Annotated in this window: 13 protein-coding genes and 1 pseudogene; 7 read left to right on the forward strand and 7 right to left on the reverse strand. The window is 71.0% G+C overall.

Features of this window, described 5'->3' with window-relative positions; genetic code table 11:
* Positions 1–170 precede the first annotated feature (170 nt).
* The gene (locus KI385_RS29045) at positions 171–707 is read left to right on the forward strand and encodes a DUF4245 domain-containing protein (RefSeq protein ID WP_281066989.1); all 537 of its coding nucleotides are present in this window, start codon (positions 171–173) and stop codon (positions 705–707) included.
* 104 nt (positions 708–811) lie between these two features.
* On the opposite strand, the gene KI385_RS29050 is transcribed toward KI385_RS29045, so the two are convergent.
* The 4 genes from KI385_RS29050 to KI385_RS29065 form a co-directional block, all read right to left on the reverse strand.
* Positions 812–1,405 (reverse strand): malonic semialdehyde reductase, encoded by a 594-nt coding sequence (locus tag KI385_RS29050; protein ID WP_238575094.1) that lies wholly within the window; start codon positions 1,403–1,405, stop codon positions 812–814.
* Between the two features lie 194 nt (positions 1,406–1,599).
* Entirely contained in the window at positions 1,600–1,914 is a 315-nt protein-coding gene (locus KI385_RS29055; RefSeq protein WP_128508786.1) for an exodeoxyribonuclease VII small subunit, read from the reverse strand.
* A gap of 29 nt (positions 1,915–1,943) precedes the next feature.
* A complete protein-coding gene (xseA, locus tag KI385_RS29060) occupies positions 1,944–3,179 on the reverse strand; it encodes an exodeoxyribonuclease VII large subunit (protein ID WP_238575095.1) in 1,236 nt (411 codons plus the stop codon).
* Positions 3,180–3,301: 122 nt separating this feature from the next.
* A complete protein-coding gene (locus KI385_RS29065; protein WP_238575096.1) occupies positions 3,302–4,654 on the reverse strand; it encodes an APC family permease in 1,353 nt (450 codons plus the stop codon).
* A gap of 76 nt (positions 4,655–4,730) precedes the next feature.
* Between KI385_RS29065 and KI385_RS29070 the strand changes: the two genes are divergently transcribed.
* A complete protein-coding gene (locus KI385_RS29070; protein ID WP_238575097.1) occupies positions 4,731–5,720 on the forward strand; it encodes a 4-hydroxy-3-methylbut-2-enyl diphosphate reductase in 990 nt (329 codons plus the stop codon).
* A gap of 154 nt (positions 5,721–5,874) precedes the next feature.
* Entirely contained in the window at positions 5,875–6,762 is an 888-nt protein-coding gene (gene ppgK, locus KI385_RS29075) for a polyphosphate--glucose phosphotransferase (protein ID WP_238575098.1), read from the forward strand.
* A gap of 61 nt (positions 6,763–6,823) precedes the next feature.
* On the opposite strand, the pseudogene KI385_RS44250 reads toward ppgK, so the two are convergent.
* Positions 6,824–7,342, reverse strand: a pseudogene (locus KI385_RS44250) (DUF6542 domain-containing protein); the annotation flags it as partial.
* 371 nt (positions 7,343–7,713) lie between these two features.
* Between KI385_RS44250 and ychF the strand changes: the two are divergent.
* Entirely contained in the window at positions 7,714–8,802 is a 1,089-nt protein-coding gene (ychF, locus tag KI385_RS29085) for a redox-regulated ATPase YchF (protein ID WP_238575100.1), read from the forward strand.
* A 98-nt stretch (positions 8,803–8,900) separates the two neighbouring features.
* Here ychF and KI385_RS29090 read toward each other — a convergent pair whose 3' ends face one another.
* Complete coding sequence (locus KI385_RS29090; protein ID WP_238575101.1) at positions 8,901–9,470, reverse strand: carbonic anhydrase; 570 nt, start codon at positions 9,468–9,470, stop codon at positions 8,901–8,903.
* Between the two features lie 559 nt (positions 9,471–10,029).
* On the opposite strand from KI385_RS29090, the gene KI385_RS29095 reads away from it, so the two are divergent.
* Positions 10,030–10,989: an alpha/beta fold hydrolase gene (locus tag KI385_RS29095; protein WP_238575102.1), complete on the forward strand. Its 960-nt coding sequence runs from the start codon at positions 10,030–10,032 to the stop codon at positions 10,987–10,989.
* Here the strand turns inward: KI385_RS29095 and KI385_RS29100 are convergent.
* On the reverse strand, positions 10,986–11,732 hold the full coding sequence (locus tag KI385_RS29100; RefSeq protein ID WP_238575103.1) for a PIG-L deacetylase family protein: 747 nt from the start codon (positions 11,730–11,732) through the stop codon (positions 10,986–10,988). The genes KI385_RS29095 and KI385_RS29100 overlap by 4 nt on opposite strands.
* A gap of 347 nt (positions 11,733–12,079) precedes the next feature.
* On the opposite strand from KI385_RS29100, the gene KI385_RS29105 reads away from it, so the two are divergent.
* Positions 12,080–12,832, forward strand: coding sequence for a GntR family transcriptional regulator (locus tag KI385_RS29105; protein ID WP_238575104.1), 753 nt, complete (start codon positions 12,080–12,082; stop codon positions 12,830–12,832).
* Positions 12,833–13,077: 245 nt separating this feature from the next.
* Complete coding sequence (locus tag KI385_RS29110; protein WP_238575105.1) at positions 13,078–14,781, forward strand: APC family permease; 1,704 nt, start codon at positions 13,078–13,080, stop codon at positions 14,779–14,781.
* The last annotated feature ends 28 nt before the right edge of the window (positions 14,782–14,809 follow it).

A 14,809-nucleotide genomic window follows, 5' to 3' on the forward strand; every position in this document is an offset into this window, starting at 1 on the left:
GATGAGGGTGGTACGACTGTATCTCCAGGCCGCCAAAATGAGCAGAGGGCCCCACGCATGAGCGGCCGCCGGGGCGTCGGAGGCCACGCGGTCGGCGCAGGTGACAGCCGTCACCGGGGGGCCTGTCGGGGGGCGCCGCGGGCATGGGGGACCATAGGGGCGTGGCAGGTATGCGAGGCAGGCAAACGGTGCGGGACATGGTCCTGTCGCTGGCAGTGATCGGCGTCCTTGTAGGCGCGATCTATTTCTTCATCCCGCACGATGACGGCGCGGACGCGGAGAAGAACGCGGTCAAGGCGGTCGATTACCGCGTCGAGCTCATCACCGCCCGGCGGGCGGCGCCGTACCCGGTCGCCGCGCCCCAGGGGCTGCCCAAGACCTGGCGTGCCACCTCGGTCTCGTACAAGGCGAGCGACGACGGCAAGGGCGGCGCCTGGCATCTGGGCATGCTCGACCCGGAGCAGGAGTACGCGGCCATCGAGCAGAGCGACGCGCCGGCGAAGAAGTTCATCCGGGAGGTCACGCTCGGCGCGTCCAAGGTCAAGGGCAAGCAGGCCGTCGCCAGCAAGAAGTGGGACCGCTACAAGGGCGACAGGTACAAGGCGCTGGTGCGCCAGGAGTCCGGCGTGACCACGGTCATCACCGGCACCGCGCCGTACGGACGGCTTGCGGACCTGGCCGCCGCGTTGGTGGCGAAGAAGGGCTGAGGGCCCAGGGCCCACGGAGACCACGGAGGCCGCCGCACCCAGGAGGGTGCGGCGGCCTCGTTGTCGTATGGGGTCGTCGTACGGACTCCCTACGGCGTGCCCGCTCAGATGCTGGCGACGGCCTCGTCGAAGTCCAGTCGCGGCGAGCGCGGGAAGAAGGCGTCGTCGCCCGGCTTGCCGATGTTGACGACCAGGAACGACTTCTGCTTGCCGTCGCCGAAGAACTCCTTGTCGACACCGGCGAAGTCGAAGCCGGTCATCGGGCCGGCGGCCAGGCCGGCGGCCCGGACACCGACGATGAAGTAACCGGCCTGCAGGGTGGCGTTCTGGGTGCCGGCGACCTCGCGGACGGCTGCCTCGGAGAAGAACGAGTCCTTGATGCCCGGGGCGTGCGGGAAGAGCTGCGGCAGCTTCTCGTGGAAGTCCAGGTCCACGGAGAGGATCGCGGTCAGCGGCGCGCTCAGGGTCTTCGGGCCGTTGGCGCCCATGGCGTGGTTGACCAGACGCTGACGGGCCTCCTCGGAACGGACCAGGGTTATCCGCAGCGGCGACTGGTTGAAGGCGGTCGGGCCGAACTTCACCAGGTCGTAGATGGCCTGGATCTGCTCGTCCGTCACCGGCTCGTCCGTGAACGTGTTGGCGGTCTGGGCCTCACGGAACAGGAGGTCTTGAGCGGCGGTGTCAAGGGCGAGAGACATAAAGGCACCTCGGTGGGTCGGCGTGGGCTGAGGTTCTACGGGAAACCACTGTAATCCAGATAGATTAAGTTTCAACTAAATGGGGGTGGTTGTGAGCCGGTTCACATGACGTGACAGTCGCCTTCCGCGATCCGGAAGGGGTGTGTACGGCGGAGTGCCGCGCCCGCTGCCGGGCCCGCTCCACTCCATTCCCGTTACGCGCGCTCCGCCCCCGCGTCTGCCCCGCCCGACGACTCCGCCAGCGCCGCGTCCAGCCGGGCCCGCGCGCCGTCCAGCCAGCGACGGCAGACCTTCGCCAGCGCCTCGCCGCGCTCCCACAGCGCCAGCGACTCCTCCAGCGTCGTGCCGCCCGCCTCCAGGCTGCGGACGACCTCGATCAGCTCGTCCCGCGCCTGCTCGTAGCCGAGCGTGGAGTCCACCGACGCCACCGCGTCCGCCCGGGGTTCCGCACCGGCCGCCGCGCCCTGCTGCTCCGCGTCCGCCGCGCCGTCCGTCTTCGCCTTTGCCATGTTTCCCACCCTAAGAGTCCGTCTTCGTCCTATGCGGGGGGTGCGACCGCGCCCGGGGCGCCGTCCACCCGCACCGTGAAATCGCCCTCGGCCACCCGGGCCCGCAACGCCTCGTCCGCGCCGACCTCGCGCGGCGAGCGCACCGCCGTGCCGTCCGGCTTCTGCAGCACCGCATAGCCGCGCTCCAGCGTCGCCTTGGGGGAGAGCGCGACCACCCGGGCCAGGGTGTGCGTCAGCTCCGAGTCGGCGCGGTCCAGCAGATGTCCCAGCGTCCGCCGACCGCGCTCCAGCAGCGCCGTGACCTGCTCCTCGCGGTCCTCCACCATCCGGTGCGGCCGCTGTATGCACGGCCGCTGCAGCGCCGCGGCGAGCCCTCGCTCCTCGCGCTGCAGGAAGCCGTCGATCGCGCGCAGCGCCCGGTCCCGCAGCTGCTGGACCCGGGCCAGTTCCTCGCCCACGTCCGGCACCACCTTCTTCGCCGCGTCCGTCGGCGTCGAGGCGCGCAGATCGGCGACCAGATCCAGCAGGGGGGTGTCCGGCTCATGTCCGATCGCCGAGACGACCGGTGTCGCCGCCGCGCCCACCGCCCGTACGAGCTGCTCGTCGGAGAACGGCAGCAGATCCTCCACGCTGCCGCCACCGCGCGCCACGATGATCACGTCCACCTCGGGCAGCGCGTCCAGCTCCTGGACCGCCGCGATCACCTGCGGCACCGCATGCACGCCCTGCACCGGCACATTGCGCACCTCGAAGCGGACGGCCGGCCAGCGATGCCGGGCGTTCTCCAGGACGTCCCGCTCGGCGGCGCTCGCCCGGCCGCAGACCAGGCCGATCAGCTGCGGCAGGAACGGCAGCGGCTTCTTGCGGTCCGCCGCGAACAGCCCCTCCGTCGCCAGCGACTTCTTCAACTGCTCCAGCCGGGCGAGGAGTTCACCGACCCCGACCGGTTTGATCTCGGCGGCCCGCAGCGACAGCTGGCCGCGCGGGGCGTACCACTCCGGTTTGGCGTGCACCACCACCCGGGCGCCCTCGCTGACCACGTCGGCGACCTTGTCGAAGACCTGGCGGTAGCACGTCACGCTCACCGAGATGTCGTACGACGGGTCCCGCAGCGTCAGAAAGACCACGCCCGCGCCGGGCCGCCGGGAGAGCTGGGTGATCTGCCCCTCGACCCACACCGCGCCGAGCCGGTCGATCCACCCGCCGATGAGCCGGGACACCTCGCCGACCGGGATCGGCGTTTCCGGGGACGTAGAGACAGCCATACGAGCGAGAGTAACGGCGGGCACTGACAGTGGCGGCGGTCACGCGGTATGTGGCCGGGCGTGGGGCGCCGGGCGGGCCGCCCCCTACAGCCCCGCGGCCGTCCGTGCTCAGCCCTTCGAGCTCAGCCCCGGCCCTCGGCCCCGCGCCCGGTCCGCCGCCCCCGGCGCCCGTACCGCACCGCCAGCACCACAAGCCCCACCACCAGCCAGACCCCGCCCACGATCTGCGCGGTGGCGGACGCCTCGACGACCACCGCGATCACCACCGCGAGCCCCAGCAACGGCACCACCACATGCCGCAGCACGCTCGGCACCTCCGCTTGCCCACGGACCCGGAACCAGCCGATCACCGACGCATGCAGCAGCCCGAACGCGGTCAACGCGCCCACATTCACGATCGACGACAGCTGATCGAGCCCGTCGTCCCTGCGCGCCGCCCACACCGCCGCCACCAGCGTCACCACGGCCGCCCCCAGCAGCGCCCGGTGCGGCACCCCGCGGCGAGCGTCCACCTTCGACATCGCCCCCGGCAGCCGCCGGTCCCGGGCCATCGCGAACAGCAGCCGGCCGGCCGCCGCCTGCCCCGCCAGCGCCGCGAACGCCGCGCCGATCGCCTTGCTGCCCGCCACCAGCTTCTGCAGCCACTCACCCACGGCCGCGTCGGCCGTCGTGTAGAAGGCCTCCCCCTGCCCGCCCGGTTCCGCCGCCAGCTCGGCCGCCGACATCGGGGCGAGCAGCGCCGCCAGATACGTCTGTACGGCGAACAGCACCCCCGCCACCACCAGACAGGTGAGCACCGCCCGCGCCACCCGCTGCGCCCCGCCCGCGGACTCCTCCGCGAACGACGCGATCGCATCGAAGCCCAGGAACGACAGCACCGCGACCGACACCGCCGCCAGCACCGCGCTCGTCGAGAAGGCGCCCTCGCCGGTGAACGGCGTCGCCCAGCCACGCTGCGCACCGTGCGCGACCAGCGCCCATACGGCCGCGACCACGAAGACCACCAGCACCACGATCTCCATCGCCAGCACCGCGAACCCCACCAGCGCCGCGATCCGTACGCCCCACAGATTCAGCACCGTTGTCACGACCACCGCGAGCGCCGTCCACACCCACTGGTGCACCGACGGCACCAGCGCATGCAGCGCGATCCCGGAGAACAGATACGCCACCGCGGGGATCAGCAGATAGTCCAGCATCGCCATCCACCCGGCGACGAACCCCGCGCCCTCGCCGAGCCCCACCCGGGCGTAGGTGTAGACCGACCCGGCCTGCGGGGCGACCCGCACCATCTGGGCGTACGCATACGCCGTGAACGCCATCGCGACGGTCGCGACGAGGTAGACGACGGTGATCGCGCCGTGCGACGTGGCCTGCAGCGTGCCGAAAATTCCGACCGGAGCCATCGGGGCGATGAACAGCAGCCCGTAGACGATCAGGTCCCGGAACGTCAGCGTCCGCCGCAGCGAACCCATCCCTGCCTCCTCGAAATAGGAAGCCCCAGTCTGGGCCACAGCCCGCGATCTTCCGGCGAGGGGGCACGGCCTTACGATGGGACGCATGACTGCAACTCCCGCCCGCAAGGTCCTGCTCGCCGCCCCCCGTGGCTACTGCGCGGGCGTGGACCGCGCCGTGATCGCCGTCGAGAAGGCCCTTGAGCAGTACGGCGCTCCCGTCTACGTACGCCACGAGATCGTGCACAACAAGTACGTCGTGAAAACCCTTGAGAAGAAGGGCGCGATCTTCGTCGAGGAGACGGAAGAGGTGCCCGAGGGCAACATCGTCATCTTCTCGGCGCACGGCGTCGCCCCGGTCGTCCACGAAGAGGCCAAGCGCGGCAAGCTCGCCACCATCGACGCCACCTGCCCGCTGGTCACCAAGGTCCACAAGGAAGCCGTCCGGTTCGCCGGCGACGACTACGACATCCTGCTGATCGGCCACGAGGGCCACGAAGAGGTCATCGGCACCAGCGGTGAGGCCCCCGAGCACATCACGCTCGTCGACGGGCCCGCGGACGTCGCCAACGTGGAGGTCCGCGACCCGGACAAGGTGGTCTGGCTCTCCCAGACCACGCTCTCGGTCGACGAGACCATGGAGACCGTGGACGCCCTCAAGGGCCGCTTCCCCAACCTGCTCTCCCCGCCCAGCGACGACATCTGCTACGCCACACAGAACCGCCAGACCGCGGTCAAGCAGATGGGCGCCGAGGCCGACCTCGTCATCGTCGTCGGCTCCAAGAACTCCTCGAACTCCGTCCGCCTCGTCGAGGTGGCGCTGGGCGCCGGCGCCCGCGACGCCCACCTGGTCGACTACGCCGAGGAGATCGACGAGGCCTGGCTGGAGGGCGTGAGCACGGTCGGCGTCACCTCCGGCGCCTCCGTCCCCGAGATCCTCGTCCACGGCGTCCTGGACTGGCTCGCCGCGCGCGGCTACGAGGACGTCGAGACCATCACGGCCGCCGAGGAGTCCATCGCCTTCTCCCTGCCCAAGGAGCTCCGCCGCGACCTGCGCGCCGAGGCCAAGGCGGCCACCGAGGGCTGAGGCCCGCCGCAGCTTTGCCGCCCCCGGTCGTCGTACGGCCGGGCGCCGCTCCTCCGGGGGCGAGCCGGTCCCTCCCGGGGCGAGCCGGCCGCTCCCCGGGGCGGGTCGGTCGATCCCGGGGGCGAGGGGCCCCGTCGACGCCTAGCCTTTTCCCATGAGGGTCTTCGGCGTGGACATCGGCGGAACGGGCATCAAGGGTGCCCCGGTGGATCTGGAGCGCGGCGATCTCGCGGAGGAGCGCTACAAGGTACTGACCCCGCACCCGGCCACTCCGGATGCGGTGGCGGACGGCGTCCGGCAGGTCGTGGAGCACTTCGGGTGGTCGGGGCCGGTCGGCGCGACCTTCCCCGGCGTGGTCACCGGCGGTATCACCCGTACCGCCGCCAATGTCGACAAAGGCTGGATCAACACCGACGCCGCGGCCCTGCTCACCGACCGGCTGGGCGGCGAGACCGGCGGCTGCCCGGTCACCGTCCTCAATGACGCGGACGCGGCCGGCCTGGCCGAGCTGCGCTACGGCGCGGGCCGCGGCCGGTCCGGCACGGTCATCGTCCTCACCTTCGGCACCGGCATCGGCAGCGCCGTCTTCACCGGCGGCCGCCTCGTCCCCAACACCGAGCTCGGCCACCTGGAACTGCACGGCCACGACGCCGAGAAGCGGGCCTCCTCCAAGGTCAAGGAGGACCACGACCTGAGCTGGCAGCAGTGGGCGCACCGGGTCAAGAAGTACCTCGCCCATGTGGAGATGCTCTTCTCGCCCGAGCTGTTCGTGATCGGCGGCGGGGTGTCCCGCAAGGCGGAGAAGTTCCTGCCGCTGATCGAGGGCATCAGGGCCGAGATCGTGCCGGCTCAGCTTCAGAACAACGCGGGGATTGTCGGGGCCGCGATGGCTGCGTCCGCCGCTCGGGCTGGCGAGCCACCTGCCGCGGACGGGTACCCGGCCGCGCCCGGTCCGCCGGCCGCCCGGCCGACCGGTCCTGCGGCCCGTACTGCCCGCCCTGCGGTCGACTCGCCGCTCGGCTGGCCCGACGCCGCGCGATGATCAGCGCGCGGCGGACGATCGCGAGCAGCGCGCAGATCAGCGTGCCGGCGTAGAGCCAGCCGGCGTTCAGCGCGAGGACCGTGAAGACGCCCATCAGCAGCCCGCCGAACCCGTCCGCACCGTGGTGGATCGGCAGCGCGCCGATCGTGAACGCGATCGGCAGGGTGACCGGCGCACAGATCAGGTCGTACGGCCTGACCCACATCGCCGCGCCCACGCTGACCAGCAGGAAGAAGAAGCCGTACGCGGGCTGCGCGCCGGCCAGGAGCAGCCGGTCCAGGAACGCGAACGCCAGCAGCGCCACGGTCGCCAGCAGCCAGCAGCCGAGGCCGGTGAGCTTGGCCGCCGGCATCCGGCGCACCGGGGCGGGCGGCGGGGCGGGCACCGGCCGCTGGGGGCGCGCCCGGTAGACGGCAGGCGATCCGGCGCCGCCCGGTGGCGCCGGGGCACGTCCGGGGAAGGCCGCCACGGCTGCCCTGGCGGGCGCACGGGCGGCCGCGGCCTGCGCCGGACCGCGCGCCGAGGCGGGTACGGCCGCGGATGCGGACGCCGGCACGGATGCGAACCCGGAGGCCCGCATCGCGGTGAGGAAGTCGTCGTCGGGATCGGAAGCCACGGCCTCCGCGGGGCGCGGGAGCCGGGCGTCCTGGCCCGCGGCCGGGAGACCGGACCGCGGCGGGCTGTGTTGGGGGGTGCGCGCTTCGTGTTGCTCCACTCGCCAACGGTAGGCCGCTAAGTGGGATTAACCGGTTGCGGGACACGCGGTTTGGCCGAGCTTGGGGCTGCGTTCGATACGGAGCCGGGGCGGGCCGGTGGCGGCCGTCCCTGGTAGCGACCGTTCGCACCGGCCCGCCCCGTAGACTGGTGGATCGCCCCTCCCGGGTTCCGGCATCCGGTCCCGGAGCGGCTGCCCACCCCACCACCTCTCGCGTCGGAAGTCGAGTCGCCACCGTGTCGCTCACGATCGGAATCGTCGGTCTGCCGAATGTCGGCAAGTCGACCATGTTCAATGCCCTGACCAAGAACGACGTACTGGCGGCCAACTACCCGTTCGCCACCATCGAGCCGAACGTCGGCGTCGTCGGCGTCCCGGACCCCCGCCTCGCCAAGCTCGCCGAGATCTTCGGCTCCCAGAAGATCCTCCCGGCAACCGTCGACTTCGTCGACATCGCGGGCATCGTCCGCGGCGCCTCCGAGGGTGAGGGCCTGGGCAACAAGTTCCTCGCGAACATCCGCGAGTCCGACGCGATCTGCCAGGTCATCCGCGCCTTCAAGGACGAGAACGTCGTCCACGTCGACGGCAAGGTCTCGCCCAAGGACGACATCGAGACCATCAACACCGAGCTGATCCTGGCCGACCTCCAGACCATCGAGAAGGTGCTGCCGCGCCTGGTCAAGGAGTCCAGGATCAAGAAGGACGTGGCCCCGAAGGTCAAGGCGGTCGAGGAGGCCAAGGAGATCCTGGAGAAGGGCGACACCCTCTTCTCCGCGGGCATCGTCCAGGGCTCCGGGCGCGAGGAGCTCCTGCACGATCTGCACCTCCTCACCACCAAGCCCTTCCTCTACGTCTTCAACGTCGACGAGGACGAGCTGACCGACGAGGACTTCAAGGACGAGCAGCGCGCCCTGGTCGCCCCCGCCGAGGCGATCTTCCTCAACGCCAAGCTGGAGGCGGACCTCGCCGAGCTCGACGAGGACGAGGCCCTGGAACTCCTCCAGTCCGTCGGCCAGGACGAGCCCGGCCTCGCCACCCTCGCCCACGTCGGCTTCGACACCCTCGGCCTGCAGACCTACCTGACGGCCGGCCCCAAGGAAACCCGCGCCTGGACCATCAAGAAGGGCGCCACCGCCCCCGAGGCCGCCGGCGTCATCCACACCGACTTCCAAAAGGGCTTCATCAAGGCCGAGGTCATCTCCTTCGCCGACCTCGTCGAAACCGGCTCGGTGCCCGACGCCCGCGCGGCCGGCAAGGCCCGCATGGAGGGCAAGGACTATGTGATGCAGGACGGGGACGTGGTGGAGTTCCGCTTCAACGTCTGAGCCGTTCGGTCCCGCACGTGAGGTTGTCCGTCACGTGCGTGGGTCGGAAAGGGCCGGGCTCTGTTGAGTCCGGCCCTTTTCGTATCCGACCGCTCAGCTCAGGAAGGCGCGCCGGCCAGGACTTCCACCTTGCCGGTGTCGAGCGAGTAGTAGGCGCCGACCACGGCAAGGTCGCCCTTTCGCACGAGTGGGGCCAGGTCCTGGTTGGAGCGCAGGGCGGCCGCGGTCAGCTTGACCTGGGCGCGAGCCATGGTCTCGACCGGGTCGGCACCACCTTGCCGGACTGCCAGCTCGTACGCCGGCTGCAGAGCCCTGGCGATCGCTTCGAGCTTCCCGGGCAGAGGTTTGCCGTCACGGAGGGACTTGTACGACGCCTCGACGGCGCCGCAACGCTGATGCCCGAGGACCACGACGAGCGGAGTGCCACTCGTCATGGGCCCGTACTCCACGGAACCCGTGACCACCGGGCCGACCGCTTCCCCGCCCGTGCGCATCACGTACAGGTCGCCCAGCCCGGTATCGAAGAGGAGTTCCGGCGGGACCCGGGAGTCGATGCACGAGAGGATCGACCCGAAAGGTTCCTGCCCCTGGGCTACGAACTCGCGCCGGTTCGGATCCCGGTCGGGATGTTGAAGGTCTCCGCTCACCCAGCGCTTGTTGCCGTCCATCAGTCTTGCGAATGCCGCGGCGGGCGTGGTCGGCCGCGCTTCCGGTGAAGCGCTGGTTGCCAACGGGGCGGCGCTCGTCGATGAGCACCCCGCAAGCGCGGCCGTGGCGACCGCAAGTCCGCCGGCGAGCAGAGCTCTGCGATCCGGATGTCCCGCTCTGTCCATCGGTCGTTCCCCTCAGTCCGCTGAGACGCGTCCGTACGTCTTGACCAGGGCGATTGTTCAGCCCGGTGGGGGAGCCTGACGGCAGGCGCGAGCAGGCGTGGGCCGCTTTGCCACCGACGGCCCACAGAACCGGCCCGGGTGGCGGCAGCGCCCGATGCGACCTTTGGGCCATGACGGCGAACGGAGAGGTTCGGGCCGCGAGATCGTCAGCGGTGGGCCATCTCTTGTGTGCCGTCTTCGTTCGCGCCCCGCCCGTGGTCCGAGGCGCGCCTCGGCGCGCTGCCCAACAGGGGCCGGGGAAAACGGGGTTGATTCATTATGCCGTGAAATGCGCGGCTGTGGCATCACCTGTAGAGATGATCTTGGAGGATTTTTCCGGGCCTAGCGTGCAGGTATGACTCTGAGCGCAGGCAAGGACATGGTGTGTGTGGCGGACGACGGTGTGGAGCTGGCCGTGCGGGACCACGGCGGGGGCGGGGTGCCGGTCCTGTTGTTGCACGGTGCGGGGCGGACGTTGGCGGACTGGGAGCGGGTCGCGCCGTTGCTGGCCGTGGGGCATCGGGTGTGGGCGATGGATCTGCGGGGGCACGGGCGGTCGGGGGACGGTGCGGTGCCGTGGACGTTCGAGGTGGCGGTCGGGGATGTGACGGCGGTATTGGCGGCCTGCGGGGCGCCGGAGGCCGTGGTGGTGGGGCATTCGATGGGCGGGATGGTCGCCGCGCTGTGTCTGGAGCGGGACGGGGGTGCGCCGGCGGCGGTGAATCTGGACGGGCACGGGATGGGGCGTCCGGAGCAGTACGTGGGGCTGGACGCGTCGTATGTGCGGGAACGGCTGGCGGAGGCGCGGAGGTTCGCGGAGGAGGCGGGCGGGCGGCCGTTCGATGCGGGGGCGTTGGACGGTGTACTCGGCTATCAGGCGGCCATGGCCGCGCAGTTGGGGATTCCGGGGGAGCTGATGGAGGCCGGGGTGCGGCGGTCGCTCGGGGAGACCGCGGACGGGCAGCTGTTTCTGCGGCCGGGGCGGAAGCAGGCGGTGGAGGCGCAGGAGGCGATGGCGGCGCTTGATCTGTTCGCGCTCTACCGGCGGGTGGCGCGGCCGTTGTTGATCGCCCGGGCGTTGCGTCCGAATCCGCCGGTGCCGGGCGTGCCGCCGTGGGTCGACGAGCTGATGGCGGCGCATGTGGAGGGACTGCGGCGCGATCTGGGGGAGTTGGCGCGGACACGGCCGCAGGTGACCGTCGCGGGGGTGGACGGGACGCATGCCATGGCGCTGGAGCGGCCGGAGGAGGTCGCGGCGCTGGTGGCCGGGTTCGTGGCCGAGGCCCTGCGGCGGCCCTCCCGGGACACGCCCTAGCGGGGAAAGACCTGGAAGAGCGTCGCGGGGTGGCCCCGGTAGCGTTCGCCGCCGGAGCGGAGCGACTGCTCGATGAACGTGCGGGCGTAGGCGTGCGGGTCCTGTTCGGCGCCGCGCAGGCCCCTGATGTAGGCGCCGTGGGCCGCCAGTGAGGCGACCGCGCGGTCGATGCCGGGGCCGACCTCGGCGGCGTGCGTGGGGTACGGGGATGCGGCCACGGCCACCCAGCGGACGCCGTTCCAGGGCGCCAGTCCCTGTGCGTCGGCGAGCTCGGGGAAGATCCAGCGGTTGCCGGCGTCGCCCGCCGCGTCCAGTACGGCGCGGCCCACCGCTCGGTGGTCGGGGCTGTTCCAGTTCCCGCCGCCCCAGGTGTCGTGGTGATTGAGGGTGATCACCAGCTCGGGGCGGTGGCGCCGGATGGCCGCCGAGAGCTCGCGGCGCAGGGTCGTACCGGCCTCGACGGTGCCGTCGCGGTGGTCGAGGAATTCGACCGTGTGCACGCCGACGAGCGCGGCGCCGGTCCGCTGCTCGGCCTCGCGGACCGTGGCGCACTCCGCGGGTGCCAGTCCGTCGATACCGGCCTCGCCGCGGGTGACCAGGAGGTAGCTGATCTCCCGCCCGGCGGCGGTCCATTCGGCGATGGCGGCCGCCGCGCCGTACTCGAGGTCGTCGGGGTGGGCGACCACGGCGAGCGCCCGCTGCCAGTCCTTGGGCATGGGGGAGAGGTGGGGTTCGGCGGGCATGGGGTCCCTTCCTGCCGGGGTTCTTGTCCGGTGGAGAGCGTGGGCCCGTGGCGACCGTTTCCCGTGGTGGGCGCTTCGCGTGGCGGCCGTGGTCCCGTTTCGATCGTGACACGGGTGGGCAGCGCGTACCGGGAAGTGGGGCCGGAGCGGGGTGGCGTGGGGTGGCGGTGCGCGGGGTGCGGACGGGGCGGGAGGTGCGGGGGCGCCCGGGCGCGCCGGTGCCCGGTCTTGATCCGTACAGGCTGAGCTGGGTTTCATCACATCAGGTGAATATCTGGCCCAAGGTTGCGGTCGGCAACGCGCGGTTGCGACGCTGTTGCTGACTGTCAAGCTGTTGGGAGGGGCACGTGCCTTTCGGTGAGCAGCCCGCGTACCTCCGAGTCGCCGGCGACCTGCGCCAGAAAATCGTCGACGGGGTGCTGCCTCCGCACACCCGCCTCCCCTCCCAGGCGCGCATCCGCGAGGAGTACGGCGTCTCGGACACCGTCGCCCTGGAAGCGCGCAAGGTCCTGATGGCCGAGGGCCTGGTCGAGGGCCGCTCGGGATCGGGGACGTATGTGCGCGAGCAGCCCGTCCCGCGCCGTATCGCCCGCGCCGGCTTCCACTCGGCCGGTGGGTGTACGCCGTTCCGGCAGGAGCAGACGGACGAACGGGTGCGGGGCACCTGGGAGTCCAGCAGCGAGCAGGAGGCGGCGAGTTCGGCGGTCGCGACCCGGCTGCGCATTCCGCCGGGGGCCAAGGTGATGCGGACCCGCTATGTCTTCCGGGCGGAGGGTGAGCCGTCGATGCTCTCGACGTCCTGGGAGCCGCTGGAGGTCACCGGCCGGACGCCCGTGATGCTGCCGGAGGAGGGGCCGCTGGCGGGGCGCGGGGTGGTCGAGCGGATGGCGGCCATCGATGTGGTGGTGGACAACGTCGTCGAGGAGGTCGGGGCCCGGCCCGCCCTGGCGGAGGAGGCCATGGCGCTGGGCGGGGTGCCGGGGCATGGGGTGCTGGTCATCTCGCGTACCTACTTCGCGGGCGGCCGGCCGGTCGAGACGGCCGATGTCGTCACGCTCGCGGACCGCTATCGGGTCGCCTATCACCTGCCTGTGAAGTGATTGGTGTGTCCGTCCAACGCCCTGCGTGTGCCGCCTGGACGCCCCGGGCTTGCCTTTGGTTCTCAGGTTGATGTCGCATTTGTACGGCATTGTGAGGAAATGCGGCCCTGGTCTCGGTGTTGGATACCTCACAGACCCTCAACTGGGCGGGAGTTTTGCGTAGGTGGGGGAAGTCGACCCTCTGAATCGCTCTTACGATGGCGAAGTTTGTGCACGGCACGGGGGAAGACCAGGAGACCAAGCACGTGAGCACGACGAATACCCCGAGTGCGGAGCAGGACTCGCACTCGAATTACCGTCGGTCCCTCGGGACCATCGCCCTGACCGCCACGGGTCTTGGGTCCATCATTGGTTCCGGCTGGCTCTTCGGGGCCGAGCGGGCCGCCGCCATCGCCGGACCGGCCGCGATCGTGGCCTGGATCATCGGCGCGCTCGTCGCGCTGACGATCGCGCTCACCTACACCGAGCTCGGCTCGATGTTCCCGAAGGCCGGCGGCATGGTCCGCTACGGCCAGTACTCGCACGGCTCGCTCGCCGGATACCTCGCGGCCTGGGCGAACTGGATCGCGATCGTCTCGGTCATCCCCGGTGAGGCCACCGCCTCCGTTCAGTACATGAGCTCCTGGGACTACGGCTGGGCGCATGCGCTCTATGACGGCCAGGAGCTGACCGGCACCGGCGTCGGACTCGCCAGCATCCTGCTGATCTTCTACTTCTTCCTCAACTGGTTCGCGATCTCGCTGTTCGCGAAGACCAACACCGCGATCACGGTCTTCAAGGTCGTTGTGCCGGTGCTGACCGCGAGCGCCCTGATGGCGGCGCACTTCGACACCGGCAATGTCACCCAGCACGGCGGCTTCGCGCCCAACGGCTGGAGCTCGGTCTTCACCGCCGTCGCCGTCTCGGGAATCGTCTGGGCCTACAACGGCTTCCAGTCCCCGCTGAACCTCGCCGCCGAGGCCCGTAACCCCGGCAAGTCGCTGCCGAAGGCCGTCATCTGGTCGATCGTGATCGCGCTGGTCATCTATGTCGCGCTGCAGGTCGCGTTCCTGATGGCGGTCCCCGGTGACAAGCTGGCCGCCGGCGGCGGCTGGGCCGGTCTGGGCTTCAACTCGCCGCTCGCCGACCTCGCGGTGGCCTGGGGCCTGAACTGGCTGGCGCTGCTGCTGTACGCGGACGCCTTTGTCTCGCCGTCCGGCACCGGCATGATCTACGCCGCCACCACCTCGCGCATGATCCACGGTGTGCAGGAGAACGGCCATCTGCCCGGCATCTTCGGCAAGGTGGACAAGAAGACCGGTGTCCCGCGCCCGGCGCTGCTGCTCAACCTCGCGATCGCCTTCCTCTTCCTCGCGGTCTTCCGCGGCTGGGGCTCGCTCGCCGAGATCGTCTCGGTCGCCACGGTCATCTCGTACATCACGGGGCCGGTTGCCGTGATGTCGCTGCGCCGCATCTCGCCGGATCTCAAGCGTCCGGTCAAGCTGCGGGCGATGCCGGTCATCGCGCCGGTCGCGATGGTCTTCGGCTCGCTGGTCCTGTACTGGGGCCGCTGGCCGCTCACCGGCAAGGTCATCCTGATCATGGCCGTCGGGCTGCCGGTCTGGGCCTGGTACGAGATCGGCAAGCCGCTGACCCAGGGCCGTAAGCCGTGGGCCGCGCTGCTCCCGCACCTCAAGGCCGGGGCCTGGATGGTGGCGTATCTGCTGGTCATGGCCGCTGTCTCGTACATGGGCGGCAAGGAATTCGGCGGCAAGGGCTATCTGCCGGAGGGCTGGGACATCCTCCTGGTCGCGGCGATCGGGCTCGCCTTCTACTACTGGGGCGTGCGCAGTTCGTGGCGCAACCCGTCGCTGGTCGGCGCCGAGGCCGAGATCCGTGCGGCGGACGAGGCCCGTGAGGCGGACAAGGCTGCTGAGGCCGACGAGGACAAGGCGCCCGTCGGGGCCTGAGCCGGTCCCGCGCCACCTCAGCGCTTTC

This window comes from Streptomyces inhibens (assembly GCF_022221585.1).
GTDB lineage: Bacteria > Actinomycetota > Actinomycetes > Streptomycetales > Streptomycetaceae > Streptomyces > Streptomyces inhibens.

Excerpts from the sequence above, each read along its gene's own strand:
- KI385_RS29045 (WP_281066989.1), top strand. The coding sequence starts at position 171 with ATGCGAGGCAGGCAAACGGTGCGGGACATGGTCCTGTCGCTGGCAGTG.
- KI385_RS29050 (WP_238575094.1), bottom strand. The coding sequence starts at position 1,405 with ATGTCTCTCGCCCTTGACACCGCCGCTCAAGACCTCCTGTTCCGTGAG.
- KI385_RS29055 (WP_128508786.1), bottom strand. The coding sequence starts at position 1,914 with ATGGCAAAGGCGAAGACGGACGGCGCGGCGGACGCGGAGCAGCAGGGC.
- xseA (WP_238575095.1), bottom strand. The coding sequence starts at position 3,179 with ATGGCTGTCTCTACGTCCCCGGAAACGCCGATCCCGGTCGGCGAGGTG.
- KI385_RS29065 (WP_238575096.1), bottom strand. The coding sequence starts at position 4,654 with ATGGGTTCGCTGCGGCGGACGCTGACGTTCCGGGACCTGATCGTCTAC.
- KI385_RS29070 (WP_238575097.1), top strand. The coding sequence starts at position 4,731 with ATGGGACGCATGACTGCAACTCCCGCCCGCAAGGTCCTGCTCGCCGCC.
- ppgK (WP_238575098.1), top strand. The coding sequence starts at position 5,875 with ATGAGGGTCTTCGGCGTGGACATCGGCGGAACGGGCATCAAGGGTGCC.
- KI385_RS29090 (WP_238575101.1), bottom strand. The coding sequence starts at position 9,470 with ATGGACGGCAACAAGCGCTGGGTGAGCGGAGACCTTCAACATCCCGAC.
- KI385_RS29095 (WP_238575102.1), top strand. The coding sequence starts at position 10,030 with ATGACTCTGAGCGCAGGCAAGGACATGGTGTGTGTGGCGGACGACGGT.
- KI385_RS29100 (WP_238575103.1), bottom strand. The coding sequence starts at position 11,732 with ATGCCCGCCGAACCCCACCTCTCCCCCATGCCCAAGGACTGGCAGCGG.